Origin of the sequence: Actinocatenispora sera (assembly GCF_018324685.1) — a bacterium.
Lineage (GTDB): Bacteria > Actinomycetota > Actinomycetes > Mycobacteriales > Micromonosporaceae > Actinocatenispora > Actinocatenispora sera.
Genome location: NZ_AP023354.1, coordinates 4,973,284 through 4,994,921, shown reverse-complemented (window position 1 = coordinate 4,994,921; position 21,638 = coordinate 4,973,284). Strand labels below are relative to the sequence as shown.

At 72.9% G+C, this 21,638-nt stretch carries 15 protein-coding genes; 10 read left to right on the top strand and 5 right to left on the bottom strand.

Annotated elements, in window-relative coordinates:
• Positions 1-45: 45 nt before the first annotated feature.
• From Asera_RS23715 to Asera_RS23705, 3 genes are all read left to right on the top strand, one after another.
• On the top strand, positions 46-1,191 hold the full coding sequence (locus Asera_RS23715; RefSeq protein WP_169745866.1) for an EfeM/EfeO family lipoprotein: 1,146 nt from the start codon (positions 46-48) through the stop codon (positions 1,189-1,191).
• A 66-nt stretch (positions 1,192-1,257) separates the two neighbouring features.
• Positions 1,258-2,490 carry an iron uptake transporter deferrochelatase/peroxidase subunit gene (gene efeB, locus Asera_RS23710; RefSeq protein ID WP_030447408.1) on the top strand — a complete coding sequence of 411 codons (1,233 nt, stop codon included), beginning with the start codon at positions 1,258-1,260 and terminating at the stop codon, positions 2,488-2,490.
• A 153-nt stretch (positions 2,491-2,643) separates the two neighbouring features.
• Positions 2,644-4,263, top strand: a complete 1,620-nt coding sequence (locus Asera_RS23705) for a phospholipase C (protein ID WP_244844001.1) — start codon at positions 2,644-2,646, stop codon at positions 4,261-4,263.
• A gap of 80 nt (positions 4,264-4,343) precedes the next feature.
• Here the strand turns inward: Asera_RS23705 and Asera_RS23700 are convergent, their stop codons facing one another.
• The 3 genes from Asera_RS23700 to aceA all read right to left on the bottom strand — a co-directional run bounded on the left by Asera_RS23700 (position 4,344) and on the right by aceA (position 7,609).
• Entirely contained in the window at positions 4,344-4,904 is a 561-nt protein-coding gene (locus Asera_RS23700; protein ID WP_084131968.1) for a DUF3307 domain-containing protein, read from the bottom strand.
• Positions 4,905-5,329: 425 nt separating this feature from the next.
• Positions 5,330-6,070 (bottom strand): polyphosphate--glucose phosphotransferase, encoded by a 741-nt coding sequence (ppgK, locus tag Asera_RS23695; protein WP_030447405.1) that lies wholly within the window; start codon positions 6,068-6,070, stop codon positions 5,330-5,332.
• A 162-nt stretch (positions 6,071-6,232) separates the two neighbouring features.
• Complete coding sequence (gene aceA, locus Asera_RS23690) at positions 6,233-7,609, bottom strand: isocitrate lyase (RefSeq protein WP_051802513.1); 1,377 nt, start codon at positions 7,607-7,609, stop codon at positions 6,233-6,235.
• A 202-nt stretch (positions 7,610-7,811) separates the two neighbouring features.
• On the opposite strand from aceA, the gene Asera_RS23685 reads away from it, so the two are divergent.
• From Asera_RS23685 to Asera_RS23665, 5 genes are all read left to right on the top strand, one after another.
• A complete protein-coding gene (locus Asera_RS23685) occupies positions 7,812-9,278 on the top strand; it encodes a helix-turn-helix transcriptional regulator (RefSeq protein ID WP_051802512.1) in 1,467 nt (488 codons plus the stop codon).
• A gap of 320 nt (positions 9,279-9,598) precedes the next feature.
• Positions 9,599-12,628: a 3-phosphoshikimate 1-carboxyvinyltransferase gene (aroA, locus tag Asera_RS23680; protein ID WP_030447402.1), complete on the top strand. Its 3,030-nt coding sequence runs from the start codon at positions 9,599-9,601 to the stop codon at positions 12,626-12,628.
• A 121-nt stretch (positions 12,629-12,749) separates the two neighbouring features.
• Positions 12,750-13,943 (top strand): acyl-CoA dehydrogenase family protein, encoded by a 1,194-nt coding sequence (locus Asera_RS23675; protein ID WP_211255639.1) that lies wholly within the window; start codon positions 12,750-12,752, stop codon positions 13,941-13,943.
• Between the two features lie 73 nt (positions 13,944-14,016).
• Positions 14,017-14,859: an SDR family oxidoreductase gene (locus tag Asera_RS23670; protein ID WP_030447400.1), complete on the top strand. Its 843-nt coding sequence runs from the start codon at positions 14,017-14,019 to the stop codon at positions 14,857-14,859.
• Positions 14,852-16,987: an oxidoreductase gene (locus Asera_RS23665; protein ID WP_084131966.1), complete on the top strand. Its 2,136-nt coding sequence runs from the start codon at positions 14,852-14,854 to the stop codon at positions 16,985-16,987. The genes Asera_RS23670 and Asera_RS23665 overlap by 8 nt, the downstream gene beginning before the upstream one ends.
• A gap of 51 nt (positions 16,988-17,038) precedes the next feature.
• Here Asera_RS23665 and Asera_RS23660 read toward each other — a convergent pair whose 3' ends face one another.
• Both Asera_RS23660 and Asera_RS23655 read right to left on the bottom strand, forming a co-directional pair.
• Positions 17,039-17,395: an MmcQ/YjbR family DNA-binding protein gene (locus Asera_RS23660; protein WP_030447398.1), complete on the bottom strand. Its 357-nt coding sequence runs from the start codon at positions 17,393-17,395 to the stop codon at positions 17,039-17,041.
• A gap of 202 nt (positions 17,396-17,597) precedes the next feature.
• Entirely contained in the window at positions 17,598-18,662 is a 1,065-nt protein-coding gene (locus Asera_RS23655; protein ID WP_211255638.1) for a C40 family peptidase, read from the bottom strand.
• 195 nt (positions 18,663-18,857) lie between these two features.
• Here Asera_RS23655 and Asera_RS23650 point away from each other — a divergent pair, with 195 nt between their 5' ends.
• Both Asera_RS23650 and Asera_RS23645 read left to right on the top strand, forming a co-directional pair.
• On the top strand, positions 18,858-19,946 hold the full coding sequence (locus Asera_RS23650) for an ROK family glucokinase (RefSeq protein WP_051802551.1): 1,089 nt from the start codon (positions 18,858-18,860) through the stop codon (positions 19,944-19,946).
• A 238-nt stretch (positions 19,947-20,184) separates the two neighbouring features.
• Positions 20,185-21,582 (top strand): hypothetical protein, encoded by a 1,398-nt coding sequence (locus Asera_RS23645; protein WP_157034941.1) that lies wholly within the window; start codon positions 20,185-20,187, stop codon positions 21,580-21,582.
• The last annotated feature ends 56 nt before the right edge of the window (positions 21,583-21,638 follow it).

Genomic DNA, 21,638 nt, shown 5'->3' with positions numbered 1-21,638 from the left:
CTAGGCTGTGGCACCGACGGGGCACGACGGCGAAGGACGGTGGCGGTGCGGCGCGCGCGACGAACGGCGGTGGTCGCCGCGACGGCGCTGCTGGCCCTGGCGGGATGCACCGGGCACGAGCGCGGCGAGGTGGCGCTGACCGTGTCCCGGTCCGGCTGCGCCACCGAGTGGCACGACCCGCACGGCGGCGAGCAGACGTTCCGGGTGCACAACGTCGGCATCAACACCACCGAGGTGGAGCTGGTCGACCCGGCCAACGGCGCCGTCTACGCCGAGCTGGAGAACCTCGGCCCCGGCGCGACCCGGCCGATGCAGGTCACCCTCGGCCGCGGCCGGTACGCCTTCCGCTGCCTGCCGGAGGACACCGACGCCATCACCAGCCCCACCGTCACCGTGACCGACGGCCCGAAGCGCGGCGCGCCGGCGATCGTCCCGGTCGACGAGCAGGTGCTGCGCGGCCCGGTCGACACCTACCGGTCGTCCGTGCAGCACGCGTTCCCCACCCTGCGGCGCGATGTGCGCCGGCTGGCGGCCGCGGTCCGCGCCGGCGACCGGGCCGCGGCCCGGCGGGCCTGGTTGCCGGCCCACCTGGACTACGAGCGGCTTGGCGCGGCGTACGGCACGTTCGGCGACCTGGCCGACGCGATCGACCGGCTGCCGGCCGGCCTGCCGAAGGGCGTCCACGACCCGGGTTTCACCGGCTTCCACCGGATCGAGTACGGGCTGTGGCACGGCGAGTCGCTGCCCGCGCTGCGCAGGCCGGCCGACGCGCTGTCGGCCGACGTGACGAAGCTTGTCGCGCAGTTCCGCACCGAACGGGTCGATCCCAACGATCTGCCGCTGCGCGCGCACGAGATCCTGGAGATGACCCTGCAGTTCGAGCTGACCGGCGAGGCCGACCAGGGGTCGGGCACCACCCTCGCCACCGCCCGGGCCAACGTCGACGGCACCGTCGCGGTACTCGACGCGTTGCGCCCGGTGCTGAAGTCACGGTTCCGCGGGCTGCCGGCGGCGGACGCCGCGCTGCACAAGCTGCGCACGCTGCTGGACGCGCAGTACCGGCACGGCATCTGGACGCCGGTCGACGAGCTGTCCGCGGCGCAGCGCCGCGCGATCGACGGCGCCGCCGGCGAGGCGCTGGAGCGGCTCGCCCCGATCGCCGCCCTGGCCCAGGTACGGAGGGCGCAGTGAGCCAGCGGACCACGGGCAGCGCGCGTTCGGGTGCCGCGCCGGGGTCGCGACGAGGAAGGAACGCCGATGAGTGAGTCCCGCTGGCCCCGCCGGCAGCTGCTGACCGGGGCGATCGGGGTCGGCGCCGGCGCGGTCGCCGGCGTCGGCGCCACCCTCGGCAGCCAGCGGTACGCGCACGCCGACGAACCGGCGCAGCCCGACCACGTCGAGTTCCACGGCGCGCACCAGGCCGGCATCGTGGACGCGGCACCGGCGCACAGCACGTTCGTCTCGTTCGACGTGCTGGCCGCCGATCGCCCGCAGCTGGCCGAGTTGCTGACCACCATCACCGGGCGGGCCAGGTTCCTGACCGCCGGCGGTACCCCGCCGAATCCCGGCATCACCGCGCCGCCGGACGACTCCGGCATCCTCGGCCCGCAGGTGCCGGCCGACCGGCTCACCGTCACCGTCGGGGTCGGCGCCTCGCTGTTCGACCACCGGTACGGGCTGGCCGACCGGCGCCCGAAGCACCTGCGGCCGATGCGCACCTTCCCCAACGACGACCTGGACCCGGCCTGGTGCCACGGTGACCTGAGCGTGCAGTTCTGCGCGCCGAACCGCGACACCGTGATCCACGCGCTGCGCGACGTCACCCGGGCCACCCGCGGCGCGATGCAGATCCGGTGGAAGCTGGACGGGTTCGTGCCGCCGCCGCGCCCGTCCGGCACGCCGCGCAACCTGATGGGGTTCAAGGACGGTACGGCCAACCCGGACGCCGCCGACGCGCACCGGATGGACCAGGTCGTCTGGCTGGGCCGGGAAGCCGGCGAGCCGGCCTGGACCCGGGGCGGCAGCTACCAGGTGGTGCGGCTGATCCGGATGCGCCTGGAGTTCTGGGACCGGATCTCCACCTCCGAGCAGGAGCTGCTGTTCGGCCGCCGGCGCGACAACGGCGCACCGCTGGACGGCACCCACGAGCACGACGCCCCGCAGTACGCGAAGGACCCGGTCGGTTCGGCGATCCCGCTCACCTCGCACATCCGGCGGGCGAACCCGCGGACGGCGAAGACCGCGTCCTCGGTGCTGCTGCGCCGGCCGTACAACTACGACCGGGGCGTGGACGCGGTGGGCGACCTGGACATGGGGCAGCTGTTCGTCTGCTACCAGCGGGATCTGGCCGCGCAGTTCGAGGCGGTGCAGACCCGGCTGATCGACGAGCCGCTCGTCGACTACATCACGCCGTTCGGCGGCGGGTACTTCTTCGCCCTGCCCGGCGTGCGCGACGACCACGACCACTACGGCAGCGCCCTGCTCAGCTAGTCCACTGTGGATCGGTGACCTCTTCACCCGCCGGCCAACCGGCGTTGGGCCGGCGGCCACCGGCGGCCGTCAGAGTGCGGTCGGTACCCGGACCGCCGGGTCGCCGCCGGCCACACGGCCGGCCTTCCGCTCCGCGCAAGGAGGCGAGTGGGCGTGAAAGCCCGCATCCATACCCGCAGTGCCAAGCTGGCGGTGGTCACCGCGGCGGCGCTCGCCGCGGTGACCGTGGTCGCCGGTACGTCCGTCAGCTGGGCCGGCCACGGCAACGGCCATGGCCACGGACACCGTCCGGTGCACACCGCGACGCCGATCAAGCACGTGGTGGTGATCTTCGGCGAGAACATCTCGTTCGACCACTACTTCGGCACCTACCCGCACGCGGCGAACACCGACGGCACCCCGTTCCACGCCGCGGCGCACACCCCGTCGGTGGACGGCCTGTCGCACGAGCTGCTGACGAACAACCCGAACCAGTACGACCCGAAGCGGCTGTCCGGATCGCAGGCACTGACCTGCGACCAGAACCACGGCTACGGCGCCGAGCAGAAGGCGTACGACGGCGGGAAGGCCGACAAGTTCGTCGAGTACACCGAGACCGACACCTGCACCGGGCAGCCGCTGCTGTTCGGGGAGCCGGGCCTGGTGATGGACTACTACGACGGCAACACGGTCACCGCGCTGTGGAACTACGCCCAGCGGTACTCGTTGAGCGACAACTCGTTCAACACCACCTACGGGCCGTCCACGCCGGGCGCGCTGAACCTGATCTCCGGCCAGACGCACGGGGGCTACGCGGTCGACCCGGTGACGCACGAGAAGACGTCCGACTCCTACGTGGTGGCCTCGCCGGACGCCGACGGCGTCGGCACGGTCATCAACGACCCGGACCCGGCGTTCGACGACTGCTCGGACCACAACCACACCGCCGACGAGAACCTCGCGGTGATGACCGGCGACAACATCGGCGACCGGCTCAACGAGGCGGGCGTGACCTGGGGCTGGTTCCAGGGTGGGTTCCGGCCGACCGGCACCGCCAACGGGTACGCGGTGTGCGGCGCCACGCACGCCAACATCGGCGGTACCCAGGTCGTCGACTACAGCCCGCACCACGAGCCGTTCCAGTACTACGAGTCGACGTCGAATCCGAAGCACCTGCCGCCGTCGTCGGTGCGCGCGATCGGGCACACCGACCAGGCCAACCACCAGTACGACCTGACCGACTTCGACCGGAGTCTCGCGGCGGACAACCTACCCGCGGTCAGCTTCCTGAAGGCGTCCGAGTACCAGGACGGGCACGCCGGCTACTCCGATCCGCTGGACGAACAGCGGTTCGTGGTCCGGACGCTGAACGAACTGCAGCGCTCGAAGGAGTGGAAGTCGACCGCGGTGGTGCTGGCCTACGACGACTCCGACGGCTGGTACGACCACGTCGCGCCGACGGTGCTCAACGGTTCGGCCGACTCGGCCCAGGACCAGGCGGCATGCACCGCGAAGCCGTCGAGCGGCGGGTACGCCGACCGGTGCGGCTACGGGCCGCGGCTGCCGCTGCTGGTGCTCTCGCCGTACGCGAAGCGCAACCACGTCGACCACACCCGCACCGACCAGACCTCGGTACTGCGGTTCATCGAGGACAACTGGCACACCGGCCGGATCGGTGACCACTCGTTCGACAGCCGGGCGGGCAGCCTGACCGGGATGCTCGACTTCCGGCACCGGCCGGACACCCGGCCACTGATCCTCGACCCGAGGACCGGCGCGGCCACCCGGCACTGAGCCGGTCCGACCGATCGGGCCGTACGGTCGCCGCAGTCGGCGCCGGTCCCGCACCCGTGCGGGGCCGGCGCCCGCCGGGCTCAGCGGTGCGCGGACACGGCCGCCGGGGTCGCGGCGTGCGCCGCCCGGCGGCGCTCCACCACGAGCGCGGCCGCCACCAGCGCGGCGCCGGCGCAGGCGACCGCGGCGAGCCCGCCGGAGGTCCGGACGCTCGCGGCGGCCACCGCGGCGACCAGTAGCAGGCCCAGATGCAGCGACTGATCGACCAGGTACGGCCCCTCCGACCAGTCGTCCGCGCGTTTTGCGGCGAGGAACCACTGCACGACCCAGCGCCGGTCGATCACCGCGTGGCTCGCCGCCGAGACGATCAGTGCGGCCAGGACGCCGGCCAGCCCGACCGGCGCGACCACCGCCACCAGCGCGAGGCAGATCGCCTGGACGGCGGTGTAGACCAGGACGTGGCGCAGGCACCAGCTCCAGCCGCGCCAGGGGTTGGCACCGCGGGCCAGCTCGATCGGGCTCGGCGCGCCCTTGCCGGCCGCGGCGGCGGGGCTCTGCAGCGGGTGGTCACCGAGGTGGTGGCCGGCGAACAGCGCCACGTACGTGGCAGCCGCAACGGCTGCGGTTTCGACGGTCGGCATGGCGCGTGCGCTCCTTCCACAGGTCCCCGGTGACCCGCTGGACTACTCGGCGGCAACTGTGTCGCCTGGCGCAATCGTGCTTGCTCGGGCCGCGCTGCGGTGTCCTGCGCAGGACACCTCGATCGTTGTCCCGGTCACCCACGGTGGCGGTACCGCGGCCGGGCCGCGACACCGCGCTGCCTGCGGGGAATCAGCGGACACGAAGTGTCATGCCGGACCCGATCGGGTGTCGTATGTCCGACGCCTCCGGTGTACCCCGGACGGGGCCGCGTCCGGCGGTCCGGCAGCTCGGGCCGGAGTCCGGCGCCGCGGTCGGCCGGATCGGACCGTGGTCCGGCGGACGGTCCAGTGGCCGTGGCCGTGGTCGTGGCCGTGGCTGGGCGCCGGCGCCGCGATCGACCGTACCGCCGGGGCGGGCGCTGCGGTCAGTGCGTGCCGGCGGCGAGGGCGGCGCCGACGATGCCCGCCTCGTTGCGCAGTTCGGCCGGCCGCAGCTCGGTGTGCACCTCGGCCAGCTCCGGCAGGAACCTGTCGGCCTTCTTGCTCACCCCGCCGCCGATGATCACCAGCTCCGGGGACAGTAGCGCCACCACGTGGTTCAGGTACGGGTGGACGTGGTGGTGCGCCCAGTGCGACCAGTCCTGGTCGTCGCGTTCCCGGGCGGCCGCGGAGGCGTGCTTCTCCGCGTCGTGCCCGTCGATCTCCAGGTGACCGAACTCGGTGTTGGGTACCAGCGTGCCGTCGACGAACAGCGCGCTGCCGATCCCGGTACCGAAGGTGAGCAGCAGGACGGTGCCGGGCCGGCCGCGCCCGGCGCCGAACCGCATCTCGGCCACGCCCGCCGCGTCGGCGTCGTTGAGTACCGTCGCCGGCCGGCCGGTCGCCTTGGCGAACAGGGCGTGCGCGTCGACGCCGACGAACGCCGGGGCGAGGTTGGCCGCGGTAGCGATGACGCCGTGGTTGACCACGCCCGGGAACGTGACGCCGACCCGGCCGTCCCACTCGAAGTGCCGGACCAGCTGCGCGACCACGTCGGCGACGTTGTCCGGGGTCGGCGGGTGCGGTGTCGTGATCCGGTACCGCTCGCCGGCCAGCTCGCCGGTGCCGACGTCGACCGGCGCGCCCTTGATGCCGCTGCCACCGATGTCGATGCCCAGTACGTGCACGATCGCCTCCCCGGGTTCGGTGCGCTCAGTACAGCACCCCGGCGGCGCCCCCGCCGGCCGACCGCTCGCCCCCGTGCATCCCCGGGGCGTTGATCAAGGGATTGCGGCATGTGCTCCAGGCGAAACGTGGCCGAATCCCTTGATCAACGCGTGCGGGGTGGGTCAGGCGGCCGGCGCCTTCTCGGTGGTACCGAACTGCTCGGCCTCGGTCGAGCCGGCCAGCGCCGTGGTGGACGAGTTCGGCGCGATCGCGGTCGAGACCAGGTCGAAGTACCCGGTGCCCACCTCGCGCTGGTGCCGGGTCGCCGTGTACCCCTCGGCCTCGGCGGCGAACTCCGCCTCCTGCAGGGTCACGTACGCGCTCATCCCGGTCTGCGCGTACCCGCGGGCCAGATCGAACATCGAGTGGTTGAGCGCGTGGAACCCGGCCAGCGTGATGAACTGGAACGAGTACCCCATCGCGGCGAGTTCCCGCTGGAAGCGCGCGATCGTGTCGTCGTCGAGGTGCCGCTTCCAGTTGAACGACGGCGAGCAGTTGTAGGCGAGCATCCGGTCCGGGTACTGCCGCTTGATCGCCTCGGCGAAGCGCCGTGCGACGCCGAGGTCGGGCTTGCCGGTCTCCATCCACAGCAGGTCCGCGTACGGCGCGTACGCGAGGCCCCGGGCCACGCATGCGTCGAGCCCGTTGCTGACCTTGAAGAACCCCTCCGCGGTGCGCTCCCCGGTGACGAACCGCCGGTCGCGCTCGTCCACGTCGGAGGTGAGCAGCGTCGCCGCCTGCGCGTCGGTCCGGGCGATCACCACGCTCGGCACGCCCGCCACGTCGGCGGCCAGCCGCGCCGCGTTGAGGGTACGGATGTGCTGCCCGGTCGGCACGAGCACCTTGCCGCCCAGGTGCCCGCACTTCTTCTCGCTGGCCAGCTGGTCCTCGAAGTGCACCCCGGCCGCGCCGGCGGCGATCATCGCCTTCATCAGCTCGTACGCGTTGAGCGGGCCGCCGAAGCCCGCCTCGGCGTCGGCGACGATCGGCGCGAGCCAGTGCACGTCGGCCTCGTCACCGGGGTCGGCACCGTCGGACTGCCGTTCGGCCCAGGCGATCTGGTCGGCGCGCAGCAGCGCGTTGTTGATCCGGCGCACCGCGGTCGGCACCGAGTTCACCGGGTACAGGCTCTGGTCCGGGTAGGTCTGGCCGGCCTGGTTGGCGTCCGCGGCGACCTGCCAGCCGGACAGGTAGATCGCCTGCAGGCCGGCCCGCACCATCTGCACCGCCTGACCGCCGGTGAGCGCGCCGAGCGCCGGCACGAAGCGCTCCGAGCGCAGCAGCCGCCACAGCCGCCGGGCGCCGAGCCGGGCCAGGGTGTGCTCCTCCTGCACCGAACCGCACAGCCGCACCACGTCGGCGGCGGTGTAGTCGCGGGCCACGCCGTACCAGCGGGGGTCGGTACGCCAGTGCCGCTCCAGCTGGGCTGCCTTGTTCCGCGCCGTCGCGGCGGTGCGGGTCTGTCCGGTCTCCGGGGTGTGCGTGCTGCTGGTCGACATGTCGCTGCCTCCTGCAAGGTGCGCTGATGATCGCCGACGCGGTGCTGGCACAGCGCTGGGCTCGTCGCGTGGCTGCCGGCCGCGAGGCGGACGACGACGCTGCCGCGCCACCTCGCGATACCGACGAGTCTGTGGGCCGGGGGACCGCGACCCCAGCGGAATGTGAGGTGAAGATCTGCAGAATTTCAACTATCGTGAAGCGATGGCGAAGTTGCAGCCGAAAGAAAATCAGAGTTTCACCGTTGAGCTCGATCTTGCGACCTTCGGCCAGCGGTTGAAGCACCTGCGCGGCCAGGCCGGGCTGACCCTCGCCGAGCTCGGCCAGCGGGTCGGCCGCTCACCGTCCGCGCTGTCGATGCTGGAGAACGGCCGCCTCGAGCCGAAGCTGTCGCTGCTCACCGCGCTCGCCGCCGAGCTCGGCTGCGGCCTCGACGACCTGCTGTCCGGCGAACCGCCGACCCGGCGGGCCCAGCTCGAACTGGCCCTGGCCGCCGCCCAGCGCGACCCGCTGTACGGCGCGCTCGGGCTGCCCCGGCTGCACGTCTCCCGGCGGGTGCCCACCGACGTGCTGGAACACCTCGTCGCGCTGTACGGGGAGCTGAAGCGGCGGGACGCCCGCCCGACCGGTACCCCGGAGGAGGCGCGGATCGCGAACGCCGCGCTGCGCACCGAGATGCGCGAGCGGGACAACTACTTCGCCGGCATCGAACGGCTCGCCGCCCAGTCGCTGGAGGCGGTCGGGTACGGCGGGGGAGCGGTCTCGGAGGGGTTGCTGCTGGCGCTGGTGGCGCACACCGGCTTCACCCTGCGCTACGTGGCGGACCTGCCGCACTCGGTGCGATCGGTCACCGACCTGCGGCACCGGCGCATCTACCTGGCCCGGGCCAGCTTCGGCATGCACACCCCGCGCACGGTGCTGCTGCAGACCCTCGGCCACTTCCTGCTCGGCCACGACCAGCCGCGCGACTTCGCCGACTTCCTGCGCCAGCGGGTGGAGGCGAACTACTTCGCCGCCGCGGTGCTGATCCCCGAGTCGGCCGCGGTGCCCTACCTGCAGCAGGCGAAGAAGGCGCGGGAACTGTCGGTGGAGGACCTGCGTGACGTGTTCGCCACCTCGTACGAGATGGCCGCCCATCGGTTCACCAACCTCGCCACCCGCCACCTGGACCTGCGGTGTCACTTCACCAAGAACGACGAGTCCGGAATCATCTACAAGGCGTACGCCAACGACGGGCTGGTGTTCCCGACCGACGCCACGGGTGCGATCGAGGGCCAGCGGATGTGCCGGTACTGGTCGGGTCGGCAGGTGTTCGCCGCGCCGGACCGGTTCTCGATCTACTACCAGTACACCGACAAGCCGAACGGCACGCACTGGTGCGCCGCGTACGTCGATCCGAGCCGGGACCGCAACTTCGCCATCACGCTCGGCGTGCGCTACGCCGACTCGCGCTGGTTCCGCGGCCGGGAGACGACCACCACGGCGAAATCGGCATGCCCGGACGGTGAGTGCTGCCGCCGGCCGCCGGCGGAGCTGTCCCGGCGCTGGGACCAGCTCGCCTGGCCGTCGGCACGGGCGCACTCGCACATCCTCGCGGCGTTGCCGCCGGGCACGTTCCCCGGCGTGGACGAGACCGACGTGTACACGTTCCTGGACCGGCACGCCGAGTAGGCAACCCGGCGGTCCGGATGAAACGGACGCGGTTCAACGATCCCCTCGAGCGCCAGTTATCACTACAATTGGTGTGACTCTTGTTACCGAGCAGACACCTGGCCGTACTGCCTGGTAACCGGTCCGGACGGGTGTAAGTTCCCCATCGGATCTACGGAACCGTAGGTTACGTGCCCGTAGGCGAGATCGCAGCACCGATTCCTCTGGCGCGAGGGTTCCCGACCGCTCGGCTGTGTTCGAGTGCAGCACAAGTCGATACGACCGCCACCACCGCGCCGAACCTGCGACCTCCGCTTGCCGGCGGTTGGTTGGGAGGTCACGTGCATCTGTCAGTCGCCGGGACGAGCGAGCCACTGACCGGTGAGGTCGTCGTTCCGAACTCCAAGTACCACGCGCACCGGGCGCTCATCCTCGCCTCGCTCGCGCCCGGTACCAGCACCGTGCACGGCCTCTCCGACGCGCATCACGTGCACTACACCGTCGAGCTGCTGCGCGCGCTCGGTGTCCGGGTCGAGATCAGCGGTGACACGTTCGTGGTGCACGGCGGCGGCTACCACCCGGTGCGCGAGACGGTCACCGCCGGCAGCTCCGGTACCACCCTGTACTTCATGATCGGTCTCGCCTCGCTCGCCGACGCGCCGGTCACCGTCACCGGCCAGAAGTACTTCCAGCGCCGCCCGGTCGCCCCGCTGCTGCGGGCCCTGGAGCAGATGGGTGTACGGCTGTCGTCGGCCGACGGCTGCCCGCCGATCCAGGTGCAGCCGCACCGGCCGACCGGTGGCCGGGTGCAGATCCCCGGCACGCTGTCCCAGTGGATCTCCGGCCTGGTGCTGCTCGCGCCGTTCGCCACCGGCCGCACGGTCATCGAGGTCGAGGGCGAGCTCAACGAACGCACCTACCTGCGGCTGACCGTCGACATGATGCGCCGGTTCGGCCTGGCGGTCGATGTCGCCGACGACTGGCGCACCTTCACGGTCGAGCCGAACCAGCAGGCCGTACCCGCCACCGTGACCCTGCCACCGGACATCGGCTCCGCCGCGTTCGGCCTGGCCGCAGCCGCGATCCACCGCTCCGATGTGCTGTTCCACGGGCTGACCAGCACCGCCGCGGCCGACACCGACCACCCCGAGGCGGAGCTGCTGTCCATCGTGGCCGAGATGGGCCTCGACCTGGACTACGACGCCGCCGCCGGTGCGGTCCGGGTCCGGCACGACGGCTCGCCGCTCGCCGCGGCCGAGGTCGACTGCCGGGACCTGCCCGACATGCTGCCGGTGCTGTCCACGATGGCGACCTTCGCCCGCGGTACCACCGTGCTGCGCAACGTCGGGCACGCCCGGCTCAAGGAGTCCGACCGCGCCTCGGCGATGCTGCAGCTCAACCGGATGGGCGGCCGGCTGGAGCTGGCCGACTCGACCCTGCGCGTGCACGGCGTCCCGGCGCTGACCGGCGCGAGCATGTCGTCGTTCAACGACCACCGGGTACTGATGTCGCTCGCCGTCGCGGCCTCCCGCGCGGCGGGGCGGTCCAGCCTCACCTACCCCAACGCGTACCGGATCTCCTATCCGGAGTTCCTGACCGCGATGAACGGCATCGGCATCCCGATGTCGGTCGCCGACGGCAGCGGCACCGGCCGGCCGCGCCGGCCCCGCAGCCGCCAGGCGCCGGCCTCGGCGCAGGTACCGATCAGCGAGTGGGTGCAACGCTGGGCCACCGAACGGCCGCACGCCACCGCGGTGGTCGACGTGCGGCCCGGCTCGATGCACACGCACACCTGGCAGGAGCTGATGGAGCAGGCCGACCGGGTCGCCACGCTGCTGCTCGACCTGGGTGTCGGGCCCGGTGACCGGGTCGCCTTCCAGCTGCCGAACTGGTTCGAGTTCGTGGTGATCTCGCTCGCCACCCTGCGCATCGGGGCGGTGTGCTGCCCGCTGATGCCGATCTTCCGGGAACGCGAGATGGCGTTCGCGCTGCGCCGCTCGCGTGCCAAGGTGCTGTTCGTACCGGACAGCTTCCGGGGCCGGGACCATCGGCAGGAGGTGGCCGCGCTGCTCGGTGCCGGGATGTCCGGCAGCGTCGGGGACGCCGCGCCGGCCGACGCCGGGCCGGGTCTCGACGCGCTGACCGACGTCGTCGTGGTCCCGGCGAGCGACAGCGGTGCCGATCGGCTGCGGCTACCCGACGGCGGCAGCGCCGTCTGGCACAGCTACCCGGAGCTGCTGCGGGACGTGACCATCGACGTCACCCGGCTCGGCGCGCACCGGCCCAGCGCGGACGCGACGGCACAGCTGCTGTTCACCTCCGGTACCTCCGGGGAGCCGAAGGCTGCGTTGATGCAGGGTCGTTCGCTGACCGCCGCCGCGCTGATGGAGGTCCGGCATCTGGGGCTCGGCACCGACGACACCGTGTTCATCCCGTCGCCGCTGGCGCACCAGACCGGCTTCCTGTACGGGATGTGGCTGGCGTTCGTGCTCGGCGCACCGCAGGTGATCCAGGGGCAGTGGTCGTCGTCGCGGGCGCTGCGGGCGATGCGCGACCACCGGGTCGGCTTCGTCCAGGCGGCGACGCCGTTCCTGGCCGACCTGGTGAAGGGTGTCGAGGACGGCGACCGGGCGCCGGAGTCGTTGCGCATCTTCGTGGCCACCGGCGCCGCCGTGCCGCGCGGCCTCGCCGAACGCGCGACCCGGGTCCTCGGTACCACCGTCTGCGGCGCCTGGGGTACCACCGAGACGTGCCTCGGCACGCTCGCCGCGCCGGGTGACGAGCCGGCCAAGACCTGGGGTACCGACGGGCGGGCGCTGGACGGCATCACCATCCGCATCGTCGACGACGAGGGCCGGAAGCTGCCGCCGGGCGTCGAGGGCAACTTCGAGCTCAGGTCGCCGACGTTCTTCGAGGGATACCTGGACCATCCGGAGTGGACCGCGGACGCGTTCACCGCCGACGGTTTCTTCCGCACCGGGGATCTGGGCATCATCGACGAGTCCGGGTACATCCGCATCACCGGCCGGGTCAAGGACGTGATCAACCGCGGCGGGGAGAAGGTACCGGTGTCGGAGATCGAGCAGCTGCTCTACGAGCATCCCTCGGTGGCCGAGGTCGCGATCGTGGCGATGCCCGACCCCCGGCTGGGGGAGCGTGCCTGCGCCTTCGTCGTACCGGCACCGCACGCCGATCTGGACTTCGGCGCGATGCAGAAGTACCTGAACACCCACCAGGTGGCGAAGACGTACTGGCCGGAGCGGCTGGAGCTGGTGGACGAGCTGCCCCGCAACCCGACCGGCAAGATCCAGAAGTACCTGCTGCGCGAGCGGGCCCGCGCGCTGCGCCCGGAACGCGACGGTGTCCAGTGACGCCGTCCCCGATCCCGCCGCCCGCGGCGCCGTCCGCGACGCGCCCCGGCGCGGTGTCGTCCGCGACGCATCCCGGCGCGGTGCTGCCGCTGAGCCAGACCCCTGCGACGAGGAGTACGACGTGACCCAGACCAAGCCCCCGAGCCTCGCCCCCGCGGTGGACGAGGAACAGTTCGCGGCGCTCAAGGCGGACGTGGCCGAGTACGTGGCCGGGCCGGCCGAGCGGTGGGCGCAGCGCATCGAGGCCGACGGGGTGGTACCCGACGAGGTGTTCGCGCAGCTGCGCGACCGCGGCTACCTGTCGCTCGCCGCGCCGGTGGAGTACGGCGGCCGCGGGGTGCCGTTCTCCCGGTACCTGGAGCTGATGGAGCTGTTCAGCATGTCGCACGCGTCGATTCGGATGATCGTGCACGTGGTCAACGGCATCTGGCGGGCGATCGACCAGTTCGCCACCGACGAGCAGCGCACGCGGTTCGTGCTACCGGTGATCGCGGGGGAACGGAGGGCGGCGTTCACGCTGACCGAGCCGACCGCCGGTACCGGTGCCGACCTGCGGTGCAGCGTGACGCGGGAGGGCGACACGTACTTGCTGTCGGGGGAGAAGCACCTGATCACCTTCGGCGTCCACTGCGACTGGTGGCTGCTGTTCGCCCGGCTGGCCGGCACCACCGGCAAGGACGGCACCGTCGCGCTGATGGTCGACCGGGACGCGGCAGGGGTCACGGTCGAGGAGATGGCCGAGACGATGGGCGTGCACGGCACCGACCACGCGCACCTGACGTTCGACCGTACGCCGGTGCCGGTGGCGAACCGGCTCGGTGCGGAGGGCCGCGGGTTGGAGGTCGCGCTCGGCGGGTTCCTGCAGCCGAGCCGCATCTCGGTGGCGATGAGCTGCGTGGGGCTGGCCCGCCGCGCGCACGAGCTGGCCATGGCACACGCGCTGCGTCGGGAGACGTTCGGCAAGAAGCTCGCCCAGCGGCAGGCGATCAGTTTCGCGATCGCGGAGAACGCGGCGGACATCGAGGCGGCCCGGGCGCTGACGCTGCACGCCGCGCGCGAGTGGGAGGCCGGCAGCCCGTACTCGGCGGTGCTGTCGTCGGCGTCGAAGCTGACCGCGGTCGACATGCTGACCCGGGTCACCGACAAGGCGTTGCAGATCCACGGCGGCATCGGCTACTGGTCGACCAGCTCGATCGAACGGGTGTACCGGGACGCCCGGGCGCAGCGGTTCGAGGAGGGCACCAACGAGATCCAGAAGACCGTGATCGCCCGCGAGGTACTGCGCGAGTTCGCGGCGAGACAGGAACGGCCATGAGTGAGCGAGGCGAGCGAATCATGGGCATCGTGCGTGGGTGCCTCATGGGCGTTCCGACGAAGGAGGAACGGCCATGAGCGAATTCACCGACACGGTCACGGTCATCACCGGGGCCTCGCGGGGCATCGGCCGGTCGCTGGCGCTGTCGCTGGCCGCGGCCGGCGGCACCGTGGTGATCAACTACAAGCGCAACACCGAGGCGGCGCAGAAGACGCTGGCCGAGGTGGAGGCGTTGGGCGGCAAGGGGATCACGGTCGCCGCCGACGTGGAGGAGCCGGACGACATCGACCGGCTGTTCGACGTCGTGGAGAGCACGTACGGCACGATCGACCACTTCGTGTCGAACGCGGCGGCCAGCTCGTTCAAGCCGATCATGGAGCTCAAGGCGCACAATCTCGACCGGTCGTACGCGATGAACGTCCGGGCGCTGGTGCTCGGCGCGCAGCGCGCGGTGCCGTTGATGCGCAACGGTGGGCGGATCGTCACGCTGTCCAGCTACGGCTCGATCCGCGCCTACCCGAGCTATGCGAACCTCGGCTCGGCGAAGGCCGCGATCGAGGCGTGGGTGCGCTACATGGCGGTCGAGTTCGCCCAGTACGGGATCAACGTCAACGCGGTCAACGGCGGCATCATCGAGTCCGACTCGTCGGCGTACTTCTACGACGTGCCCGGGATGCCGGCGCTCGACGACGTGCTGCGGCTGGTGCCCAAGCGGCGGATGGGCTCGGTCAAGGAGATGTCCGACGTGGTGCTGTTCCTGCTGTCGGAGGCGTCCGGCTACATCACCGGCCAGTCGATCGTGGTGGACGGCGGGCTGTCCACCATCGCCCCACCGTTCCACGCCGACACGGCGCCACCGCTGCGGCTGCCGGAGGTACCGCCGGCCGCGCCGACCCGCCGCACCACCGATGGCTGATCGGGTCGTCCCCGTACCGTCCGGCGCCGGCTCGGCCGGTGCGGCCGCGCTGGCCCGGGTACTGAGCCCGGTGACGCTCGGCGGGCTGGCGCTGCCACACCGGGTCGTGATGGGCTCGATGCACCTGGGCATCGAGGACCGCGACGACGGCGGCGCCGCGCTGGCCGCGTTCTACGCTGCGCGGGCGGCCGGCGGCGCCGGGCTCATCGTCACCGGCGGCTCGGCGGTCAGCCGGGTCGGTGCCGGCGGCGTGCACTACAGCTTCGTCAACGAGGCGGCCGATGCGCCGCGGCTGGCGCGGGTGGCCGACGCGGTGCACGCGGCCGGCGGGCTGATCGCGCTGCAACTGTTCCACGCCGGGCGGTACGCCTTCGCCGCGTCGTTCGGGGTGCAGCCGGTGGCGCCGTCGCCGGTACCGAGCCGGTTCTCGCCGGACCCGCCGCGGGCGCTGAGCGGCGCCGAGGTGACGGCGACGATCGACGACTTCGCCCGCGGCGCGGCGACCGCGCGGCGGCTCGGGTTCGATGCGGTCGAGCTGATGGGCTCGGAGGGTTACCTGCTCAACCAGTTCACCTCGGCGGTCACCAACCGGCGCGACGACGGGTGGGGCGGGGACGCGGCGCGGCGCCGCGCGTTTCCGCTGGCCGTACTGGCCGCGGTCCGGGACGCCGCCGGTGCCGACTTCCCGGTGCTCTACCGGATGTCCGGCGCCGACCTGATGGACGGTGCACCCGGTTCCGACGAGGTGCTCGCCCTGGCGACGGCGCTGGCGCACGCCGGCGCCGCGGCGCTCAACGTCGGCATCGGGTGGCACGAGTCCCGGGTACCGACGGTGCAGGCGGTCGTGCCGCCCGGCACCTGGGCGCCGTACCCGGCGCGGATCCGGGCCGCCGTCGCCGGTGCGGTACCGGTGATCGCCTCCAACCGGATCAACCGGCTCGAGCAGGCCGAGCGGCTGCTCGCCGCCGGCGCCGCGGACCTGGTCAGCCTGGCCCGGCCGTTCCTCGCCGACCCGGAGCTGGTCGCCCGCTCGCGCGCGGCGCGGCCGGTGAACGTGTGCATCGGCTGCAACCAGGCCTGCATCGACCGGTCGCTGACCGACGAGGCGGTCTCCTGCCTGGTCAACCCGGCCGCCGGCCACGAACTGGAGCTGCTCCCCGCGACTGCCGAACCCGCCGGCCCGGGCGCGGCGGACGCGGTGCTCGCCGGCGGTGGGCAGGGACGTGGCCGGGATCGCCGGCGGTACGCGGTGATCGGCGCCGGGCCGGCCGGGCTCGCCGCCGCCCACGCCCTGGCGACCGCCGGCGCGCACGTCGTGCTGTACGAGGCGGGCGAGGAGCCGGGCGGCCAGTTCCGGCTGGCCCGGCTGGTACCGGGGAAGGCCGACTACGGCGCCACCATCGAGTACTACACCGCCGAGCTCGCCGCGCTCGGTGCCGAGCTACGGCTCGCCCACCCGGTCGGCCCGGGTGACCGGGACGAGCTCGCCGGCTGCGCCGGCATCGTCCTGGCGAGCGGGGTCGTGCCCCGGCCGGTCGACCTGCCCGGCGTCGACGGCCCGAACGTGCTGACCTACCCGCAGGCGTTCGCCGCCGCCGACCGGCTCGGCGAGCGGGTCGTGGTCGTCGGCGGCGGCGGCATCGCCGTCGACCTGGCACACCTGCTCAGCCACGGCCACGCCGACGGTGACGAGCGGGCCCGGTTCCGGGCCGAACACGGGCTGGCCGAGCCGGTCGGCATCACCAGTGGACGCCACGTCACGCTGCTGCGCCGCGGGCCCCGCATCGGCGCCGGCATCGGCCGGACGACCCGCTGGGCGCTGCTCGCGGCGCTGCGCCGGCGCGGCGTGCTGCTGCGCACCGGCGTGCGCTACGACCGGATCACGCCGGCGGGCGTGTTGCTGGCGGGCGACGACGGACCGGAGCTGGTGCCGGCCGACACCGTGGTCGTCGCCGCCGGGCAGCTCCCGGCCGATGCGCTGCGGCCGGTGCTCGCCGAGCTGGCCCTGCCGTACCGGGTGGTCGGCGGTGCGGCCGACGGCGCCGTGGACGCCGTCACCGCCTTCGCCGCCGGCGCCGCCGCCGGCCGCGCCCTGCACCATGAGACGGCCCCGGTGCCCACGCCCTGACCGGCGCCGGCGGTACCGCCGCTCGGCCCGGCCGGCTGCGACGGCGCCGCTTCAGCGGTCGAGCTGGGCGACGAGCGTCCTGGGGGCGATCACCCGGTACGCCTCGGTGACGAGCTCGCCGATCTGGTCCCAGTCGGCCGGCACGTCGAGGTACACGCCGAGCCAGCCGCGGTGCCCGACGTGCGGCGGCCGGAAGAACCGGCCCGGATCGGCGCCGACCAGCGCCTCCTGCTCGCCGGGCGGCGCCGCGCACCAGAAGCCGAGCCGGTCGTCGTGATGGTGGTCGGCGTACATCACGAACAGCCGGCGGTCCCGGACGAACCAGCACGGCTCGCCGTGGCTCACGCGCTCGGTGACCTCCGGCAGGGCGAGGCACGCCGCGCGCAGCCGGGGCAGCGGATCACTCATCCGCCCAGTGTGTCGCCACCGTCGCCGGCCCGCGCCCCGATGCGACGCCGCGCCGGCCGACCGGGAGCAGGACGCCGGGCTCCGCCGAACGGGACGCCGCGCGCTGGACCGCAAGCAGCACACCGCGCCGACCGGAAGCAGCACACCGCGCTGGACCGGAAGCAGCACGCCGCGCCGGCCGGTCCGGCGCCGGCGGCGGTGATCAGAGGAACCGGCGGGCGCCCACGTACTCGTCGGCGTACCGGTGCTCGGCGACCTTGACGATCTCCACCGTGCTGATCTCGGTACTGGTGTTGTTGGGCGCGTCGATCTCGTACCCGTCGCCGATGTACATCCCGACGTGGTGCACGAAGCCGTTGTCGTGTGCGTAGAAGAGCAGGTCGCCGGGCTGCAGGTCGCTGTCGGCGACGGGCGTGCCGGCGGCGTACTGGGCGTCGGCGTCCCGGGGGATCGTGACGCCGTGCACGTCGTACACGGTGTGGGTGAAGCCGGAGCAGTCGAAGCCCCAGGACGAGGTGCCGGCCCACACGTACGGCAGGCCGACGTACCGCTTCGCGGTCGCGACCAGGTCGGCGCCGGTGGGTGCCGGGATGTCGGTGACCGAGCCGTACACCGTGGCGGCGGACTCGTCCAGGTACGCCGGGCCGCGGTCGGGGGTGGCGACCTCGATCGAGGAGCCGTCGTTGCCGAGCACGGGCAGCCTGGTGTCCAGCGCGACGTCCATGCTGCGCTGGGTGCGGGCGGCGTCGCTGTACAGCCCGGTGGTGGTCGCGGTGACCAGCGCGAACGGCTGCCCGGCGTGCTGTCCGAACGCGGGATCGGTGCTCAGCTGCACGTCCGGGACCCAGCCGGGGTAGCCGAGCGGGTTGCGTGGCGTCGGCTGCCCGTCGACCGCCACGTAGGACCAGCCGTTCTTGTGGTCGAGGATGGTCACCTTGGTCCCGTACAGCGCCTGCGTCTCCAGCTCGCCGACGAGCCACAGCCGCTGGTCGATGGTGAGCCCGTCGGTCCAGGCGCGCAGGTCGACCGGGTTGCCGGTGGCGTCGGCGTCGACCTTGCGGTCCTTGTTCGGGTCGACCCACAGGGTGGCCGCGGCGACGTCGACGTACCCGACGGTCGCGTCGGAGTGCGACGCCGCCGTGGTGACCGGCGCCGTGCGGTCCACGGGTGCCGGCGCGGCGGCGGACGGCCCGGCGAGGGCGACGGCGACGAGCGTCGGTGCCACGGCGAGGACGGACAGCAGGCGGCGAAGCGGCGATGCGCGCACGGCGACTCCTCCAGGGAGTGACCCGGGGACATGGCAGACTGGACTCATCTTTCAACCGACTCCGGGCAGAAGCAAGATTTCTTCGCCGACTGTTTCATCTGCTGATGTCCGGAGCCTGACATACCGGACATGACCGGGCGCACCGATCGGCGGCCCTGCGGCCGGGCGCAGCCGATCATGGGTTTCAATGCACTCATGGCATCGCGTCAGCCGACGGCCCGCCGGTACCGCAACCGGCCGCCGTCGAGGTTCCTGCGCCGGCTCACCGTCGGCATCGACATCGGCGGTACCAAGGTCGCCGGCGGCGTGGTCGACTCCGCCGGCCGGGTCCTGGACCGTACCCGCCGGGACACGCCGGGGCTGTCCAAGAGCCCGCGCGAGGTCGAGGAGACCATCGCCGACGTGGTCGACGAGCTGACCGGCCGGCACGACGTGGCCGCGGTCGGCATCGGCGCGGCCGGCTTCGTCGACGCGACCGGCTCGTCGGTGCTGTTCGCACCGCACCTGTCCTGGCGGCACGAGCCGTTGCGGGAGGCGCTGTCGTCGCGGCTGCGGTTGCCGGTGGTGGTGGAGAACGACGCGAACGCCGCCGCCTGGGCGGAGTGGCGGTTCGGCGCCGGGCAGGGCGAGGACCACCTGATCTGCATCACCCTGGGTACCGGCATCGGCGGCGGCATCGTGGTCGACGGCCTGGTGCAGCGCGGCCGGTACGGGGTGGCCGGCGAGTTCGGGCACATGCAGGTGGTGCCGGGCGGGCACCGGTGCGAGTGCGGCAACCGCGGCTGCTGGGAGCAGTACGCGTCGGGCAACGCGCTGGTGCGGGAGGCGCGCGAGCTGGCGGCGGCGGAGTCGCCGGTGGCCCAGGCGCTGCTCGACCGGGCCGGCCGGGACGTCGCGGCGATCACCGGCCCGCTGGTCACCGAGGCGGCGATGGCCGGTGACCCGACCGCGATCGAGCTGTTCGACGAGATCGGGCACTGGCTCGGCGTCGGTATGGCGGGCCTGGCCTGCGCCCTGGACCCGGGCTGCTTCGTCATTGGCGGAGGTGTCTCCGACGCCGGCGACCTGCTGCTCAACCCGGCCCGCGAGGCGTACCGGCGTACCCTGTCGGGGCGTGGCTTCCGCCCCGAGGCGAGGATCGTGCGGGCCACCCTGGGCAACGAGGCGGGCCTGATCGGCGCCGCGGACCTGGCCCGGGAGGAGATCCGGCTGTTCGCCCGCGATCCGCGCCGGTCGGTCTACCGGCGCCGGCTGTTCTTCGCCGACGAACGCGAACGCAGCTGACCCCGCGCCGCAGCGGGCACCCGTGGTCGCCGCGCGGGACGCCGGTCGCTACCGCTGCGCCCGCGCGGCCGTCGTCGCCGCTGGCGCCCGCGCGGCCGTCGTGGCTACCGCCGCTGTCGTGGCCGCCGAGGGCTGTCGCCGCCGCCGAGAACATGCCATGATCGCCCGATAGTGTCGTTGTCGCCGAAAGGGGCAACCGATGGGCGTTCGACGAGGAATCGGCGGCATTGTCGGAATCGTGGCAGCGGTGGCCGCGCTCGCGCTGCCGACGACGGCGCGGGCGATCGGCTGGGACGGCGTCAAGCCGTACGTGAACGGCGGGCAGTCCGCGGCCGACCTGCAGAAACTGGTCTTCACCCCGACCGACACCAGCGGCATCGACCCGGCGTACGCCGCGGGCCAGCTGTCCGCCGACGGGTCGCCGGGCCTCGCCCAGGTGTACGCGCACACCAACCACCAGATGTACTACAAGAGCAACGCCAAGTGCGCCGGCGCGCGGTCGGCGATCGACGCCGCGGACGCGAAGTACACCCTCGCCGCCTGGTGTTTCGACGGGTCGGAGGAGACCTCGAACCGGTGGCTGCCGCAGGCGGTGACGAGCTCGCAGGACGCCGAGCAGTCGTCCGGGTACGACGCGGGCGGCGACGAGGTGGTCACGGTGTGGCGGCAGGAGGCGCTGTCCGACGACCGGGCCCGCTGCCCCGGGGTACCGAACGACACCGGTCGGTCGGTCGGCCTGCGCGCCACGTTCATCCAGCGGCCGTACACCGACGGCACGCACAGCGCGTTCCGGCACGTGCTGCTGGTGGTGCCGGGCGCGCCCAACTCCGCCGGGCTGACCTTCAGCCCGATCTGCGACGTGCACGGCGGCGGCGCGAGCTGGTTCGGCCCGTACCTGTTCGTCGCCCGGCACGGGTCGGGCGTGATGGTGTTCGACACCCGCCGCACGTACCTGATCCCGAACGAGACGACCTGCGGGCCGGACGGCGCGGCCTCGACGCCCAACGACGTCGGCCAGGTGACGAACCCGTCCGGTGGCGCCCAGCTGTGCGCCGCCGGCTACCGGTACGTGATGTTCGAGGTGGGCAGCTTCCACACCAGCCCGTCCGGCTGCTCCACCACGCCGGACGACGTCGACGCCGGCCTGTGCTTCTCGTCGCTGGCGCTGCAGTGGTCCGGCAACCAGCTCGTCACCGCGGAGTACCGCGGTACGGCCGACATGACCGCGTCCGGCGCCCCGGTGCGGATCGTGAACTGGCGGATGAGCGACCTGGTCGACCGCATCCAGCACGGCACCTCGACGCCGGTGACCGCGGCGTCGCTGGCCACCACGAACTTCGAGGGCATCCAGGGCGTGGTCTCCCGGCCGAACACCACGACCGGCCACCAGGAGTACTTCATCGCCCGCACGCTGCCCGGCGGCCACGGCAGCGAACTGTGGTACGAGCAGGACAGCGACGGCGTGTGCCCGACGCCCGGCACGTTCGTCGACGACACCGAGTCGATGGCGTACTGGCACGACTCGGCCGGCAACGCGCACCTGTGGACGCTGACCGAGTACGCGAACACCAGGATGCTGGTGCGCGTCTACACCAAGGAGTACAACGGCAAGCCGTCCGGCTGCCCGACCCAGTGACCCGCACCGGTCCGGGCCGTGGCCGTCGGGGCGGCCCAGGACCGCTCTCGCGGGTG